The sequence below is a fragment of the Clostridium perfringens genome, from assembly GCF_016027375.1.
GTDB classification, from domain to species: domain Bacteria; phylum Bacillota; class Clostridia; order Clostridiales; family Clostridiaceae; genus Sarcina; species Sarcina perfringens.
In genome coordinates this window covers 3,079,807-3,097,803 of the sequence record NZ_CP065681.1, presented here as the reverse complement: position 1 = coordinate 3,097,803, position 17,997 = coordinate 3,079,807, and the positions used below count along the sequence as shown (strand labels likewise).

Genomic DNA, 17,997 nt, shown 5'->3' with positions numbered 1-17,997 from the left:
AAAATAAATTAAGATTAGGAGTATTAAGAGATGAAAATATTAGTAGTAGGACATGGAGAATATTCAACTGGGATAAAATCAGTAATAAAATTACTAACTGGAGTAGAAGAAAATATTGATGCAATAAATTTAAATGGAGAATTAACTCATGATGAGTTTACTGTTAAAGTTAAAAACTACATAGAAGATAATAATGATCTAATTGTTTTTGCAGATATAACAGGGGGAGCACCTTTCCAAATAACATCAAGAGAAATATTATTAAATGAAAAATCAGAAAATCAATATGTTGTTGGTGGAGTTTCAGTAGCTTGTATTTTAGAAGTTGTTATGAATACATTAGTATTAGAAAACAATGAAAATCATAGAGGAGTTATTGAAGAAGCTTTAAATAAATTACCTGAAATGTCATCAGTTATTTGTAGAAAGGACTTAGTTGGTTAACTATGAATGATAGAGTGCTTTGGTTAATAATATTAGTACTGGCTACATATACTATTATAATATCTTTTGTTTCACCAATGATACACAAAAAAAGAATGAAAGAGCAAGAAAAGGCTAGAGACATTTATTTATCAAAATTAAAACCAGGAGACAAGGTTATTATTATATCAGGCATATATGGGATAATTAAAGGAATAAACAATAATATAGTTAAATTAGAAATTTCAAAGGGCGTTATAATAGAAATCGATAAAGAAAGTATTATGGGCGTTTTAAATTAAAAGCAGAATATTTAATAAAAATAATACTTATTAGAGTAAGTGGCATAAATGCCGAATTTCATGGATAATAAAATATTAATTTGAAAAGAAGACTACTTAATATAAGTGGTCTTTATTTTATTTATAAGGTGGAGATATTATGAGTAATTATTCTAATAAAATAGAGGGATTAAAAGCAAAGGTTAATGAGTATATGCAAGTATATGATGCTGAGTTTGTAAGGTATTATATAAATCATAATTGTAAGAATGAAGTAGATAAAAAGTTAATAGGTTCTAATTTAATTCTTAATAATTCTTTTATATTTGATGATGAATGGGATATGGAACAATGTAAAATTCCATATTTAAATAGAGATTTAGATTGGAACTTTACTCCTAATGGAGATGAGGAATGGGTATTTATGCTTAATAGACATGAATACTTTGAAAAATTAATTGCAGCCTATTATTTTAGTAATGATGAAAAATATTTAGATAAGTTAAAGGAATTAATATTTAATTGGATTGAAAAGAATGAAATAAAGGAGTGTGGAGGACCAACAATAAGAACAATAGATACTGGAATAAGATGTTTTAGTTGGATGAAGTCTCTTTTACACTTGATTCATGAAAATAAATTAGAAGATGAAGAAATATTAAAAATAATTTCTAGTATAAAAGAACAATTAGAGTATTTGAAAAAATCTTATATTGATAAATATGTTCTTAGCAATTGGGGAGTATTACAGACAACAGCAATAATTACTTGCTCACTATGGTTAAAAGAATTTATTGAGGATGAGGAATTATATAAGTGGGCACTTGAGGAACTATACAGGGAAATAAATCTTCAAGTTTTAGAAGATGGTTCACATTGGGAGCAGTCTGTAATGTATCATATTGAAGTACTAAATTGTTCTATGGCAACTATACACTATGTTAAGTATTTTAATGTTGATTTAGATGAGGAGTTCTTAGAAAAAATACATTCTATGGCTAAATATTTAGTTTACTGTGGAGATTCAAATTCAATTCAAGTTGCTCAAGGGGACAGTGACAGAAGTGATATTAGAGATGTTCTTCTTAGGGCATCTATATTATTTAATGATCCTCATTTAAAATTTAGAGCATATGAAACTATGGATTTAACCAGTATATTATTGTTTGGAAGAGATGGATTTTTAAAATATACAAATATGGATGCAGAGGAAATTACAAAGCTTAATAAGTCCTTTATAGACTCTGGTAATATTTATATAAGAAGTGGATGGGACAAAGAGGCAAGTTTTACTTATTTACAAAATGGTACTCTTGGAAGTGGACATGGACATTCAGATTTATGCCATTTTTCAATTCATTATGGTGGAGAACCATTTTTAATAGATTCAGGTAGGTATACCTATGTTGAAAGTGATCTTTTAAGAGAATATTTAAAATCTGTTAAGGCTCATAATGTATCTGTAATTGATGATTCTCCTTTTGCTATTCCTAAGAATTCATGGAAATATAATAAATATCCAGATGTTATGAAAAATTATTTTAATGAAAAAGATAATATAGCTTATGCTGAAATGGCTTATTTAGCAACTTTAAGTGATGGAACACCATATACGGTTATTAGAAAGGTGTTAGTTATATCTCCAGATATATGGGTAATAGTTAATGATATAAGATGTAGTGGAAAGCATATATGCAAAAATTATTATAATTTAGATTATAAGGTTAAGGTGATTAAAGAAGAGGGTTATTTTAGATGTGTAAATAAAGAAAGTGAAATTAAGATTTATAATAACAATGTAGATAAGAAATATATAGAAAATACTTTAATTTCAACAAATTATAATAGTATAAATAATAGTAAAAAGATAGTAACACAAGGTACTTTTGAAAATAATTTTGTGAACTATGATATAATTTTAGGGCAGAATTTAAAAAGTATAGAAATAAAGGATCCTAGTATTGTACAATATAATTCAAAAGAAAAGATTGATACAAGTGTGGCAATAACTAAAGAATTTGTAATAAACGAAAATGAGAGTTATACTGTTATAATATTTAATAAAGAAACATTTAAAGGGGCTAAGGTATATATGTATGACGATTTGGCTTTATATGGTAAGGTTATTGTTGTGCATAGAGTTAAAGACAAGAGAGAAATAATTCGTTTGAAAGCATAAGATAAATAACTATTTTTTATAAGGAGGTAAATTGTGGTAAATGAAGGCGCTAAGTTAACCATAAATGATATTGCTAAAAAAGCTAAAACTTCAAAAACTACGGTATCATTTTATTTAAATGGTAAATTTGATAAAATGTCCCCGGATACAAAAAGAAGAATAGAACAGGTTATTGAAGAAACAAATTATAGTCCAAACATAATGGCAAGAAGTTTAAAATTAAAAAAATCAAATTTAATAGGTGTTGTAGTTGCAGATATAACAAATCCTTTTAGTAGTAATATAGTTAAAGGAATTGGGGAGATTACTAGAAGAAAGGGTTATCAAATATTAGTAGGTAGCACTAATTTAGATTATTACAATGAAGAAGAGTATTTTAAAAAGATGCTAGATATGGGGGTTGATGGCTTTATAGTTCAACCTACTAAAAATTTTGACAAGTTATATCCAGCAATAAAAAATAAGGGTAAGAAAATCGTAGTATTAGATAGTGTTTCTTCAAGGTACACTGGAAAATGGGTGAAAACCAATAACTACGAAATAGTCTATGAAGCAGTTTTAAAGTTAGCTGAAAAGGGATATGAAGAGTTTATTTTAGTAACAGAAGCTCCAGATAAATTAGCAGCAAGAATGGAAAGAAAAACTGGTTTTGAAGATGCTGTAAATAAGATAAATTGCAAAAGTTTTATTGAAATTATAAATGAAAATACAGAGGTTGATGAAATTGCTGAGATGCTTAAAATAAATATAAGCAATAATAAGAAAACTGTTATATTTGCTATAAATGGTAAAATACTTCAAAAGGTTTTTAAGGCTGTAAAAATGGAAGGATTTGATGTTCCAAATCATGTTGGAATAATTGGATTCGATAAATGGGATTGGACAATGTATGCAAGTCCATCTGTAACTACAATAGATCAACCAACTTATGAAGAGGGAAAATATGCTGCTAAAATGCTTATTGAAATGATTGAGGAAAATGATGATTTTTATAAATCAGAGGTATTTGATTGTAATATAAACTGGGAAGAATCAACTGATTTATAATTAATTTTATAATTTGTGGGAATGATTAACTTGTAATAATAAACATATGATGATAAAGGAAAGAATTTTTTAGGTTAACTATAAGAGTTCTTAGAAAAACATAAGAAGTTTAATTACATGGTTATAGATAACAAATATATTCAAATGAAATCTCTCTTATATAAATTAAGTTGTGAAGGATTAATTTAGTTAAATTAACTAAAGTTATAATCTTTCACTTATTTTTTTTATTTTATAAATAAAGAACTTATGATATCATCATTAAATAGAGTATTTATTATAGAAGGTGAGAGTATGGAAAAGGTTGATTTTTCTAAATTTACTGGTGATTTAGTAACTAGAGAAAATATAGAGTATGAAAAAAGTATAGAATCTTGGAATAGAGCTATAAAAAAATATCCTTTAGGGATAGTTTTTTGTAATAATATTGATGATGTAAAAAATGCTTTAGAATGGGCTAAAGAAAATAATATTCCATTTAGAATAAGAGTTGGACGTCATAACTATGAAGGATACTCCATAGGAAATGATGTATTAGTAATAGATTTAAGTAAAATGAATAATATAATCATTGATGAAGAAAATATGAAAGTTACTATAGAAGGTGGCGTTAAAAATGAAGAAATATATGAAGCCTTAGGTGTTTTAGGATATCCATTTCCAGGAGGGGGATGCCCTACAGTTGGTGTTGTAGGCTTTGCTCTTGGTGGAGGTTGGGGATATTCAAGTAGATTACTTGGGCTTGGATGCGACAATCTTCTAGAAGTAAAGTTTATAAATAGCAAAGGGAAAATTGTTATAGCTAATGAATATGATAATTCTGATTTATTCTGGGCTGCCAAAGGGGGTGGAGGTGGAAATTTTGGAGTAGTTATTTCAATGACCTTTAAAATTCCTCAAAAAATAGAAATGGCAACTTTAATAGATATAGATTACCCTAATGCGGAAAAAGAAGAACTTGTTTATGTAATAAGAACATTACAAAAAAAGTTCAAGAACTTAGATAGGAGAATGAACTTAAAAACAGCTATCTACAATTCAAAGGATAAGGGAATTGGAGTTAAGATTACAGGATTATTTTATGGACATAAAGAAGAAGCTAATGAAATATTACTTCCATTTAAATTGCCAACAAGGGTTAATTTTAATTTAAGTTACATGAGAGTTTTAGAAGCTAATAGAAAGATTGAATATAGTCATCCTCCTTATGAAAAATATAAATCAACAGGAAGATTTGTATTTAGAGATTATGATAATTCTGAAATAGAAAAACTTATAGATATAGTTTCAAATAGAGCAGAGGGAGCATATTATACTGCCATATCCTTTTATGGACTTGGTGGAGCAGTAAAAGATGTTTATAAGAATTCATCAGCTTTTTACTATAGGGATGCAAGGTTTATTATGGGAATACAATCTGTTTGGGAAGATGATATTTTTGCAGAAGAAAATATAAAATGGATTAAAAATAATTTTAAATACATAGAAAGCATAACTACTGGATCATTTATAAACTTTCCTTTTAAAGACCTTAAGGATTATGAAGAAGAATATTATGGAGAAAACAAGGACAAGCTAAGAGAGATTAGAAAAAAATATGATGAAAATAGATTTTTTGCTTTCGAGCAGGGAATAAAATAACATTAGACAAATGGGTAGCTGTGGATAGTGTACTCCAAGTTGCATAGAAATAAAATAATATTATATAAAGAAGCATAGAGAACTTAAAAAGTTTTCTATGCTTTTTACATATATGCATTAATTTTAAGATATTGATTAATATTTAATTATATATTTTTCATATGATTTATATTTAAATCTATTTTAGAAATATTGATAATTAGACTTTATTGATAAGTTTTCTAAATAAATTATAATATATTTAGAAAATCTGGAAGTTTAGGTAAGGAAGAATATTAATGAAGGAAAGGAGAATTAAAATGGCCTATAAATCATCAATTATTTTAAATAAAGAAAAATATGACTCATATTTTGATAATACATTTAAAAATTCAATTGTTCATCATTTGAAATGTTTATTATTAGGAATATTAACTTTAGGATTGGCATACCCATGGATTATTTGCATGAAGTATGAAGCTACTTGTAAACATACAGTTATTTGTGGGAAAAGATTAAAATTTATAGGTAATCCTAAGGAATTAATAGGACATTGGATATTTTGGTGGATACTTATTGTAATAACTTTTGGTCTATATGGGCTTGTAGTAAAGATTAGATTTCAACAATGGACAAGTGCAAATACAATTTTTGAAGATGTGGAAATAAAATAAAAATATTTAAAGCCTAAAAGCATAGAATTTTCAATAATTTCTATGTTTTTTATATAATCAATTTATTTTTATTATTAAATATATAAGTAAAATATTATTATAATTATAAAAAACAAGTATTTAACTTATTTAGGTCATAGATTTATAATAAAAATGCAGAAAGAAATAATATACAAAAGAAAGAAGTGTTTAGTATGAGTATAAAATTAATATGCATTGATATGGATGGTACTTTACTTATGGATCAGCAAAATATTGCAGAAGAAGATAAAAATGCAATAAAAGAAGCTGTAGAAAAGGGAGTGATAGTAGCCATAACTACAGGAAGAATTTATGATTGTGCAAGAATGTACTCAGACACAATAGGTTTAAAAACTCCAATTATAGCTAGTAATGGAGCTTATATTGGAGGAGTAAATGACGAAGAAATATATAATAACCCTCTTAAACAAAGTGATCTAGAGGATTTTAATATAATAACTAAGAAAAATAATTTATTTACATATGTAACTACAAACTGGGGAATTGTCTCAACAGTAGAATTACCAGAAAATCATGTTTATAAGGTTTTAAATAAAACTTTACCTAAAGATAAACAAGTGAGATTAGAGGTTGTTAAGGATTTAGATGAAGCATTCAAAAAGTATAACGGAGAAATATTAAAGGGTGTTTGTGTAGAAAAAGAATTTAAAGATAAATTAAAAGAAGCAAAAGAAGAATTAATTGCTTGTACAACTGATTTAGAAGTTGTTTCTTCTTGGGATGATAACTTTGAAATAATGAAAAAGGGAAGTTCAAAGGGGGAAGCTGTTCAAATGCTTGCTAAACATTTAGGTGTTTCTCAAGAGGAAGTAATGTGTATAGGTGATAGCGAAAATGATTTATCAATGATAACTTGGGCTGGAACTGGTGTTGCCATGGGAAATGCTATAGATTCAGTGAAAGATGTTGCAAATTATGTAACATCAGACAATAAGCATGGGGGAGTTGCAGAGGCTATAAGAAAATTTGTACTTTAAAATTGTGGAGTCTCTTAATATATTTTATTAAATTCTGTTTAAAAGTAGGGAGAGCTTTAGTTAGATATAAAGTTATTAGTAAAAGTGTTGTTAACTTGGAAAATATAATCTTTTATTAAAGTAAAATTTGTTTTAAAAGGAGATACGGTATGAGAGATATTATATTAATAGGGGCTGGAGTAGTTGGATGCTCTATAGCTAGAGAATTATCAAAATATAACTTAGATGTCTTAGTGGTTGAAAAAAATAGTGATGTATCAGAGGGAGTATCAAAGGGAAATAGTGGTATAGTACATGCAGGTTATAATGAAAAAATAGGTACTTTAAAAGCTAAATTAAACATAGAAGGAAATAAAATGTTTGATGATTTATCAAGAGATTTACAATTTCCTTTTAAAAGAAATGGTGCATTTATCTTAGCTTTTTCAGATAAAGATATGAAGACATTAGAAAGCTTAAAGGAAAAGGGAGAAAAGCTAGGCATTGAAGGACTTGAAATATTAACTAGAGAAGAAGCTTTAAACATTGAACCTAATTTAAATAAAGAAATAGTTGGAGTTTTAAATGTAAAAACCTCTGGAATAGTTAGTCCATATGAAATGACAATAGCTTTAGCAGAAAATGCTGCAGAAAATGGAGTTGAATTTAAATTAAACTCAAAGGTAACTAGTATAGAAAAAATATCTGAAGGATATAAAGTAACTTTAAATAATAAAGAAATAGTAAATGGAAAACTTATAATAAATGCATCAGGATTAGAAGGAGCTTTCTTAAATAATCTTGTAAGCATGAGTAAGAGAGAAATAAATCCTGTAAAAGGTGAATATTGTTTGTTTGATAAAGTAGCAGGAGCTATGATTAATAAAACTTTATTCCAAGTTCCAAGTAAATTAAGTAAGGGAGTTTTAGTAACTCCAACGGCAGAAGGAAATCTTTTAGTAGGTCCTAATGCAGTAGAAGGAAAAACATTAGAAACATCTAGAGAGGGTATAGATGAAATTTTAGATAAGAGCAAAAAATCAGTTGAAGAATTACCATTAGCTAGAATTTTAAATACATTCTCAGGAATAAGACCTAAGACTAAAGGTGGAGATTTCATAATAGAAGAAGTAGAGGATGCTAAAAACTTTATTAATGTTATAGGAATAGATTCACCAGGATTAACTGCAGCTCCAGCAATAGGAGTATATGTAGTTAATATGATTAAAGACAAATTAGATTTAATTGAAAAGAAAAATTTCAAAAAAACTAGGGAGAAGATAGCTAGATTTGCAGAACTTTCTTTAGAAGAAAAAAATAGATTAATAAAGGAAAAACCTGCATATGGACATATGGTTTGTAAGTGTGAGTTTGTCACTGAAGGTGAAATAGTAGAAGCTATTCATAGACCTATACCAGCTCTTACAGTTGATGCTATTAAGAGAAGAACTAGAGCTTCAATGGGAGGATGTCAAGGGATTGGATGTACACTTCCTATAAGCAAAATACTAAGTAGAGAACTAGGAATAGACATAAGTGACATAAATAAAAATAGTGAAGGTTCACCAGTAATTGGTTTTAAGGAGGATTAAGACTATGAGAGAATATGATTTAATTATAATTGGGGGAGGAGCATCAGGCCTTCTTTCAGCTATTAATGGTAAAAAAGATGGAATAAAAAATATTCTTCTAGTAGAGAAAGATCCAGTTTTAGGTGGAGCTTTAAATTCAGCTGATTACAATATAAGCGAAAAGGGTAATTTAACAGGTATAGAATATAAGGAAAGTTTATTAAAAGAATTTAATGAGCTTAATGTTGATGTTAAATTAAATACTATGGTTTTAAAAATAGAAGATTCAAATGAAATACTTTGTACAAGTAGTGAATGTGGTGTAGAGAAAATAAAAGGTAAAAACATAATAATTGCTAATGGTGGAAAAGAAAAAAGTAGAAATGCAGTTCAAATTCCAGGGGATCGTACAGCGGGAGTTTTAACTGTAGGAATGGCTAAAAAGATTTTTGGAATTAAAAATATGATTCCGGGGAAAAATATCTTCATAGTAGGAGATACCACTCTTTATATGATTCAAGAGGATTTGAAAAAACATAATATTAAGGTTTCTGGAATCATAACAGATAAAAATAAAAATGAAGTTTTTGATTTAAGTGAAAATTTATACTCTGGATATGAAATTATTGCAATACATGGAGAAGGAAGAGTAAGTTCTGTAACTATAAAAAATGGTGATGAAAAGAAAAAAATAAAATGTGATACAGTAATTTTTGCTTATCCAATGATTTCAGATGGATTAGTTGCATTAAGAAGTGGACTTAAATTAAATCCAAATACAACTGGTCCAGCTGTAGATGAAAATTTAGAAACTTCAAGTAAAAATATATATGCTTGTGGAAATGCAATCTACATTCACAAATCAATAGAAGAAATTGAAGATGAGTGTAAAAAGCTTATTAGCACTATAAGTTAAAAATTATATTACTATTTTATGTATTTAAAAATATTAGAATAGGAATATAAATTATATATTAAATCTATTAAGAAGTAATATTTGGCAATATTACATGGATTTTTACAAAATAAAGAAATTAACTCTACTGAAAATTAATTTTTGGTAGAGTTAATTTACTATATTATGTTAAAATTAATTAACGCATTATAGGTGTTATGGAATAATATGTAATAAAGATGAAGAAAAGGTGGAGAGTATATGGTTTATTTTGCTTATGGAAGTAATCTATGTTTAGAGCAAATGAAAAAAAGATGCCCAGAAGCTATTCCTATGATAAGTGTACATCTTAATAATTATAAATTAGTTTATAATAAATATGCAGATATAATACCTTGTGAAGGTGAAAAGGTTTATGGTGCAATTTATGAAATTTCTCTAAATGATTTAAAGAATTTAGATAAATATGAAGAATATCCAGATTTATATGAGAAGATTGATCTTATTGTACAAGATATAAATGGAATTTCTTATAAAGCTTTTGCTTATGTTATGAATGAAAAAGGAGATAAAGCTCCAGAAAAAAGATATCTAGATATAATAAATAAGGGATATGAGGACTGGGGTATTATTTATTAATATTAAACAATAATAGACAAGTTAATATATTCAACTTGTATAATTAAATGAAGATAAAAAGTGATAAAGAGAGAATTTTTAAGTGGGTTTAGAGTAAAGACTTTAAATCAATTTTTTTATATAAAAAGTTTTTTAGGATATAATTAAATCTTTGTGGTATAGTAGTATAAATAATTAATTTAAAAGAATAATAAATATTATTTAGAGGTATTTAGTATGGAAAAGAATGTGAGAAGACTAGAAGAAATTTTAGAATTTAATAAGAGTTTTGTGGAAAATAAGGAATATGAGAAATATAAAGCAACTAAAAAGCCAGAGAAAAAATTAGTGATTTTATCTTGCATGGATACTAGGCTTACTGAGTTATTACCAAAAGCCATGAACATAAAAAACGGAGATGCCAAGATAATAAAAAATGCTGGGGCTACAATAATGCATCCCTTTGGAAGTATTGTTAGAAGCATACTTGTTGCTATCTATGAATTTAATGCAGAAGATGTTTTAGTTGTAGGACATCATGGGTGCGGTATGAGTAATTTAAATTCTAAAGATATGATTAAGAAAATGGAAGATAGGGGAATATCAGAGGAGACTATATTAACTATCAAACATTGTGGAATAGATGTGGAAAAATGGCTTCATGGATTTGGATGTGTAGAAGAATCTGTAAAAGAAAGTGTGACATCATTAAAAAATCATCCCTTAATGCCTAGTGATGTAAATATTCATGGCCTTATAATTGATCCACACACAGGAGAAATTAAGGTTGTAGTAAATGGATATGAATAAAATAAAAATTAAAAAACACTTACTTTAATTTATTTAAAGCAAGTGTTTTTTTGGACGGTTAATTAATACTTAATATCACTTATAGATAAATTTTTTATGGAAGTTATATTATTATATAAATTAATATAGGGGGAGATAGTATGGATATTAGTAATACCATAAATATTTATAAAATAATATGGATATTTACCATTGGATCTATTTTAGGATATTGTGTAGAAATGATTTGGTGTTATGTAAGAAATGGACACTTTGAAAGTAGAAAAGGATTAATTTATGGAACTATTAGTCCTGTATATGGCATAGGAGGAGTTGCTCTTACACTATTGCTTTATAGATTTATTGATTATAATGGAATAATAATATTTTTTATAAGTGCAATTATTGGGGGAGCCTTTGAATATTTATGCTCATGGGTTCAGGAAAAGGTATTTGGTAGTGTTTCTTGGGAGTATAGTAGTAAAGCTCTAAGTATACATGGAAGAACAAGTGTTGAATATTCTGTCTTTTGGGGAATTCTTGGAGTATTTTTCTTAAAGGATATTTATCCATTATTTGATAAGTTTATGGGGCTATTTTCTTTTCAAACAATAAAAATAATCACAGTAATATTTTTAGTACTTTTAATACCAGATATCATAATATCATCTTTAGCTGTAAGGAGAGAAGTAGCAAGGATGAGGGGAATAAAAGCTAAAAATGCATTAGATAGGTTTCTTGATAAGAAATATACAGATGAATTTTTGAAAAAAATATATCCTAATATGATATTTAAGTAATAATAAAATTTATAGGAGAATGGCATGTTTTTTATTGGTATATTTGGAATTGAAAATAAACAAAAAGAAATAAAACAATTAGAAAATATATATTGCAAAACTTGTTCAACAAGAACTATGGGAACTTTAATAAAGAGTTATGAGTATTTTCATATATTCTTTATTCCTATTTTTAGATGGAATGAAAAATATTATGTTATGTGTAAAAGATGTAACTCAATATATGAAATTTCAAAGGAAAGGGGAAAAGTCATAGAAAATGGAGAAATTAATGAAGTTAATCTAGAAGATATGACTCTTATTCAAGAGGGGCAAGTTTATGGAAAAAGAGCAGTGAAAAAAGTTTGTCCTAATTGTGGAAAAACTGTAGAGGGAGATTATAATTATTGTCCTTATTGTGGAAGTAAAATTTAAGTGCATATCAATTTGATAAGTACATATTTAAATATTTAAGACTTTTTATTTGAAAATTAAATATATATGAGTTTGGTTTAAATTTTATGGGTGTATTAAATTAACTATAAAACCTGAAGAAGTATTATTTTTATAATCTTTGTAGGGGGAATAAAGTTAATTTTATACACCTATTTTGCTATTAAAAATAATATTAAAAAGGTTAAAATTTCATTTTGGATTGAATATTGACATTAATTTCAAAAAGTGTTATATATAAAAATAGAGATTAGCACTCAAGTTATTAGAGTGCTAACAAAGAAGTTTTTTGTTTTGGGAGGGAATAATTCAAAATGGAAAAAAGAGAATTTAAAGCAGAATCAAAAAGACTATTAGACATTGTAATTAACTCTATTTATACAAACAGGGAAATATTTCTAAGAGAATTAATTTCAAATGCTAGTGATGCAATAGATAAGGTTTATTATAAGACTTTAGGAGATAGTTCATTAACTTTCAATAAAGATGATTATTATATAAAAATAAAACCAAATAAAGAAGAAAGAACTCTTACAATATCAGATAAAGGTATTGGTATGACAGAAAAGGAACTTGATGAGAATCTAGGGGTTATAGCTAAGAGTGGTTCTTTACAGTTTAAAAAAGAAAATGAAATCAAAGATGGTTTTGATATTATAGGACAATTTGGAGTTGGATTCTATTCAGGATTCTTAGTTGCAGATAAGATAACAGTAATAACAAAAGCTTTTGGAGCAGATAAAGCATATAAGTGGGAATCAGATGGAGTGGATGGATACACAATTTCAGAAGCTGAAAAAGATTCTTTTGGAACTGATATAATTTTACACCTAAAAGCAAATGATGAGGATGAAAATTATGATGAGTTCTTAGAAGAATATAAATTAAAATCATTAATTAAGAAATATTCAGATTTCATAAGATATCCAATTAAACTTGATGTTACTAAATCAAGAGTTAAAGAGGGAACAGAAAATGAGCATGAAGAATATGTAGAAGAAGAAACAGTAAATAGCATGGTTCCTTTATGGAGAAGAAATAAAAATGAACTTACTGATGATGACTACAATAATTTTTATGTTGAAAAGAGATTTGGATTTGATAAGCCTTTAAGACATATGCACATAAGTGTTGATGGTATGATAAGCTATAATTCAATTCTTTATATTCCAGAAAATATACCATATGATTATTACACTAAGGAATATGAAAAAGGATTAGAATTATATTCAAATGGTGTTTTAATAATGGAAAAATGCTCAGAGCTTTTACCAGATTACTTTGGATTTGTAAAAGGTATAGTAGATTCTCAAGATTTATCACTTAATATTTCAAGAGAAATGCTTCAACATGATAGACAATTAAGCCGTATTGCTAAAAATATAAAAACTAAAATCAAAAATGAATTAGAATCTATGATGAAAAATGATAGAGAAAGTTATGAAAAATTCTATAAATCCTTTGGTAGACAGTTAAAATACGGAGTTTATGATGATTTTGGTATGAATAAAGATGAATTAAAAGATTTATTAATGTTCTATTCATCTAAAGAAAAGAAAATGGTAAGCCTAGCTGAATATGTTGAAAGAATGGCTGAAGACCAAAAATATATTTATTATGCTGTTGGTGAATCAAATGAAAGAATAGAGAAAATGCCACAAACTGAAATGGTATTAGACAAAGGTTATGAAATTCTTTATTTCACAGAGGATGTAGATGAATTTGCAATAAAAATGCTTATGAACTACAAAGAAAAAGAATTTAAATCAGTATCTAGTGGTGATTTAGGAATAGAATCAGAAGAAGAAAACAAAAAGGAAAATGAAGAAAACAAGGGTATATTTGAAGCTATGAAGGAAGCTTTAGGAGAAAAAATAAGTGCAGTAAAAGCTTCAAGTAGACTAAAGAATTATCCAGTATGTTTATCTTCAGAAGGTGAAGTTTCAATAGAAATGGAAAAAATATTAAGTGCAATGCCTAATAATCAAGGAGTTAAAGCACAAAAAGTATTAGAAGTTAATACAAATCATGAAGTATTTAACTCATTAAAGGATGCCCTTGAAAATGATAAGGATAAATTTAACCTATATACAAAATTACTTTATAACCAAGCTTTACTTGTTGAAGGATTAAGCATTGAAGATCCTGTAGACTTCACAAATGATATATGTAAACTGATGAAATAATTTTAACTTGAGGTACATCGAAAGGTTTAATATTAACTTTTTGATGTACCTCAATTATTTTTTGATAAATACTCTATGAAATATGTACTTTTATACAATTAAATCACTTTGTAGATTGCAGAAGGATTTTATGGTATATTTTAAAGTGTGAAGGAGTGATTTTGTGAAAGTTACAATTAAAGATGTGGCTAGAGAAGCCAATGTAGCCCCTTCAACTGTTTCAAGAGTTTTATCTGATAGCCCCAAAATTAGTGAAGAAACTAAAATAAAAGTAAATAAGGCTATAAAAAAATTAAATTATAAACCCAACGCAATAGCTAGAAGTCTTGTTAACAATAAAACAAAAATATTAGGGGTAGTTTTACCTAATGAGGCAGATGATTCATTTAAAAATCCTTTTTTCGTAGAAGCAATGAGAGGTATGAGTATGTCAGCAGAGGAAAATGGATACTATATCATGTATGCTTTTAGTAAAAATGATGAGGACGAACTAAAGACTATAAAGGAATTTTCAAGTAATAATCTATTAGAAGGATTATGTTTATTATCTGTTAGAGAAGAGGACAAGACTATAAAATATTTAAAAGACATAAATTTCCCTTTTGTAGTTATTGGAAGACCAGATGAAGAGGATGTTTTATGGGTTGATAATGATAATTTTCAAGCAATGTTTAAATTAGTTGATAAATTTATAAAAGATGGACAAAGTGATATAGCTTTTATTGGGGGAAAGAAAAGTTGGAATGTTTCTAAAGATAGATTAAGTGGATTTAAAGATGCTTTTAAGGCAAATAATTTAAATTATGATAAAACTATGGTTATTGAGGGGATAGATTTTTCAGAAGAATGTGGGTATTTGGCTATGAGGGAGATAATATCAAAAAGAACTCCTAAGATAGTTGTTACAACAGATGATTTACTTGCTTTAGGAGCAAATAAATTTTTAAATGAAGAGGGAATTGAAGGAGTAAAAATAGTAGGTTTTAATAATACACCTATGACTAAATATCAAAATCCACCAATTTCATCTATAGATATTAATGCAAGAGAATTAGGGTATGAGGCAACTAAGCTGCTTATAGATTATTTAAATGGAAATTTAGTAGGTAGAAAAAAATATTGTATAGTAGATACTGAATTAATTGATAGAGGATAGAATTCCTCATGGAATTTGGGCAAACGTTTGCACAAAAATTTGAGTATAGAAGAGAAAATAAAAGATAAATAGAGAAAATAATATAAATTTTCTCTTAAATCAATTTTGTAAAGGATTTAATAATCTGATATTATAAAAATATAAAATGAGACTTAATTCAAAGGAGCCTAGCGAACTTTGAATTTTAGCCGAATTTATCTAGTGCTTAGCAATTCTTGATGACAGCTTGAATAAGCTGGAATCTTAGAATTGATAGCCAATAGGAAAAATAGAGACTTAATTCAAAGGAGCTTAGTGAGCTTTGGATTTTAGCCTTATTTTAAAATCTGTTTTTTAGGTGATTCTAAAAAACAAATTTTTTTGAATTGTGGGCAAACGTTTGCACATAGTTCAAATCTAAAATTCAATCAATATACGTAAACATAAGGAGAAAATATGAATAAAAAGTGGTGGAAAGAATTAATTGCTTACCAGATTTATCCTAAGAGCTTTATGGATTCTAATGGTGATGGTATAGGTGATATTCAAGGTATAATATCTAAATTAGATTATTTAAAAGATTTAGGTATTGATTTAATCTGGCTATGTCCAATGTATAAATCACCAAATCATGATAATGGTTATGACATTAGTGATTATAAAGATATTTTAGATGAATTTGGAACTATGGATGATTTTAATGAATTGCTTAATGAGGTTCATAATAGAGGGATGAAACTTATTATAGATTTAGTAATAAATCATACTAGTCATGAACATCCATGGTTTATAGAATCAAGATCTTCTAGGGATAATCCTAAAAGAGATTGGTATATTTGGAGAGAAGGTAAAGGGGATGAGGAACCAAATAACTGGGAAAGTATATTTAAAGGTTCAGCTTGGGAATTCTGTGAGAATAGTGAAGAGTATTACCTGCATTTATTTGCTAAAGAGCAACCAGATTTAAACTGGGAGAATAAAGAGGTAAGAAATGAACTATATAAAATGATAAACTGGTGGCTTGATAAAGGAATTGATGGATTTAGAGTTGATGCTATAAGTCACATAAAAAAAGAAGAGGGTCTTAAGGATATGGATAATCCAGAGGGACTTAAATATGTTTCATCCTTTGAAAAACATATGAATGTAGAGGGAATAAATTCTCATCTTAAGGAACTAAAAGAAGAAACTTTTTCAAAGTATGATATAGTTACCGTTGGAGAAGCAAATGGAGTTAGTGCCAATGAAGCTGATCACTGGGTAGCTGAAGATGAGGGGACATTTAATATGATATTCCAATTTGAGCATCTTAATCTTTGGAATTATGAAGAGGGACAAGGATTTGATGTGAAGGCATACAAAGATGTTTTAACAAATTGGCAAAATTCTTTAGAAGGTAAAGGATGGAATGCACTTTTCATTGAAAATCATGATATACCTAGAGTTGTTTCAACTTGGGGAAATGACAAGGAATATTTAACTGAATGTGCAAAAGCTTTTGGAGCAATTTATTTCTTACAAAAGGGAACCCCTTTCATATACCAAGGGCAAGAACTTGGTATGACAAATGTTAAATATCATAGCATATCTGAGTATGATGATGTTAAAACCATAAATACTTACAATGAAAGAATTGAAAGTGGTGTTTCAGAGGAAATAGCATTAAAAGAAGCTTGGGTAACTTCAAGAGATAATTCAAGAACACCTATGCAATGGAACGCAAATAAGAATGCAGGATTTACTTGTGGAAAACCTTGGATAGGAGTTAATGAAAATTATAAAACAATAAATGTAGAAGTTGAAGAAAGGGATGAAAATTCAGTTTTAAACTTCTATAAAAAGCTTATAAAACTTAAAAAGTCTAATGAAGCTTTAATCTATGGTGTATATGATTTAATCCTTAAAGAGGATGAAAATATCTTTGCTTACACAAGAACTTTAAATAATGAGAAGTTCTTGATAATGGCTAATTTAACTGGAGAAAATGCCAAGTACATGTATGAGAAAGAAAAACTTAATTCTAAGGATTTAATTCTTAACAATTATGAGGTTTGTGAACATAAAAACTTAACAGAGTTTACATTAAAACCTTATGAATGCAGAGTATATAAGCTTTCTTAAAGAGATTATTATATTTTTATTTATAATAATTCTAAAAATTTAAATTAAAACTTTAGAAATGAATGTAATCTAAGTTTTTTTTAGAGGTTTTTATATTAAATAAAAATAAATATAAAAAGATTAAAATAAACTTAAGGTTGATTTTTAGTTTTGTATTTTAGCTAGATCTATATAAAGAAAAAATTTAATATTTGGAGTTTATATAACCAATAACCTTGGAATGAATGT

The 17,997-nt window shown here is 27.2% G+C and carries 16 protein-coding genes; all 16 read left to right on the top strand.

The genetic code is table 11. The features are described 5' to 3' along the window. Window positions 1-30 precede the first annotated feature (30 nt). Window positions 31-444: a PTS sugar transporter subunit IIA gene (locus I6G60_RS14355; RefSeq protein WP_003455482.1), complete on the top strand. Its 414-nt coding sequence runs from the start codon at window positions 31-33 to the stop codon at window positions 442-444. 2 nt (window positions 445-446) lie between these two features. Further along, on the top strand, window positions 447-725 hold the full coding sequence (gene yajC / locus I6G60_RS14350) for a preprotein translocase subunit YajC (protein ID WP_003455254.1): 279 nt from the start codon (window positions 447-449) through the stop codon (window positions 723-725). 139 nt (window positions 726-864) lie between these two features. Continuing rightward, window positions 865-2,883, top strand: a complete 2,019-nt coding sequence (locus tag I6G60_RS14345) for a heparinase II/III family protein (RefSeq protein ID WP_003455377.1) — start codon at window positions 865-867, stop codon at window positions 2,881-2,883. Between the two features lie 33 nt (window positions 2,884-2,916). Then, on the top strand, window positions 2,917-3,930 hold the full coding sequence (locus I6G60_RS14340) for a LacI family DNA-binding transcriptional regulator (RefSeq protein WP_003455628.1): 1,014 nt from the start codon (window positions 2,917-2,919) through the stop codon (window positions 3,928-3,930). Window positions 3,931-4,224: 294 nt separating this feature from the next. Beyond that, window positions 4,225-5,571: an FAD-dependent oxidoreductase gene (locus tag I6G60_RS14335; RefSeq protein ID WP_111744019.1), complete on the top strand. Its 1,347-nt coding sequence runs from the start codon at window positions 4,225-4,227 to the stop codon at window positions 5,569-5,571. A gap of 299 nt (window positions 5,572-5,870) precedes the next feature. After that, entirely contained in the window at window positions 5,871-6,224 is a 354-nt protein-coding gene (locus I6G60_RS14330) for a hypothetical protein (RefSeq protein WP_003455446.1), read from the top strand. A 194-nt stretch (window positions 6,225-6,418) separates the two neighbouring features. Beyond that, window positions 6,419-7,243 (top strand): Cof-type HAD-IIB family hydrolase, encoded by an 825-nt coding sequence (locus I6G60_RS14325; protein WP_096071701.1) that lies wholly within the window; start codon window positions 6,419-6,421, stop codon window positions 7,241-7,243. A gap of 149 nt (window positions 7,244-7,392) precedes the next feature. Continuing rightward, the gene (locus I6G60_RS14320; protein ID WP_096071700.1) at window positions 7,393-8,814 is read left to right on the top strand and encodes an NAD(P)/FAD-dependent oxidoreductase; all 1,422 of its coding nucleotides are present in this window, start codon (window positions 7,393-7,395) and stop codon (window positions 8,812-8,814) included. Between the two features lie 4 nt (window positions 8,815-8,818). Further along, window positions 8,819-9,709 (top strand): NAD(P)/FAD-dependent oxidoreductase, encoded by an 891-nt coding sequence (locus I6G60_RS14315; RefSeq protein WP_096071699.1) that lies wholly within the window; start codon window positions 8,819-8,821, stop codon window positions 9,707-9,709. A gap of 240 nt (window positions 9,710-9,949) precedes the next feature. Continuing rightward, window positions 9,950-10,327 carry a gamma-glutamylcyclotransferase family protein gene (locus I6G60_RS14310; RefSeq protein ID WP_096071698.1) on the top strand — a complete coding sequence of 126 codons (378 nt, stop codon included), beginning with the start codon at window positions 9,950-9,952 and terminating at the stop codon, window positions 10,325-10,327. A gap of 216 nt (window positions 10,328-10,543) precedes the next feature. Next, the gene (locus tag I6G60_RS14305) at window positions 10,544-11,116 is read left to right on the top strand and encodes a beta-class carbonic anhydrase (RefSeq protein ID WP_096071697.1); all 573 of its coding nucleotides are present in this window, start codon (window positions 10,544-10,546) and stop codon (window positions 11,114-11,116) included. Window positions 11,117-11,256: 140 nt separating this feature from the next. After that, the gene (locus I6G60_RS14300; protein ID WP_096071696.1) at window positions 11,257-11,895 is read left to right on the top strand and encodes a putative ABC transporter permease; all 639 of its coding nucleotides are present in this window, start codon (window positions 11,257-11,259) and stop codon (window positions 11,893-11,895) included. Between the two features lie 24 nt (window positions 11,896-11,919). Then, on the top strand, window positions 11,920-12,309 hold the full coding sequence (locus I6G60_RS14295) for a zinc ribbon domain-containing protein (RefSeq protein WP_111744020.1): 390 nt from the start codon (window positions 11,920-11,922) through the stop codon (window positions 12,307-12,309). 332 nt (window positions 12,310-12,641) lie between these two features. Next, on the top strand, window positions 12,642-14,513 hold the full coding sequence (htpG, locus tag I6G60_RS14290) for a molecular chaperone HtpG (protein WP_003455303.1): 1,872 nt from the start codon (window positions 12,642-12,644) through the stop codon (window positions 14,511-14,513). Window positions 14,514-14,676: 163 nt separating this feature from the next. Further along, window positions 14,677-15,669, top strand: a complete 993-nt coding sequence (locus I6G60_RS14285) for a LacI family DNA-binding transcriptional regulator (protein WP_003450264.1) — start codon at window positions 14,677-14,679, stop codon at window positions 15,667-15,669. A gap of 435 nt (window positions 15,670-16,104) precedes the next feature. After that, window positions 16,105-17,769 carry a glycoside hydrolase family 13 protein gene (locus I6G60_RS14280; RefSeq protein ID WP_003455496.1) on the top strand — a complete coding sequence of 555 codons (1,665 nt, stop codon included), beginning with the start codon at window positions 16,105-16,107 and terminating at the stop codon, window positions 17,767-17,769. The last annotated feature ends 228 nt before the right edge of the window (window positions 17,770-17,997 follow it).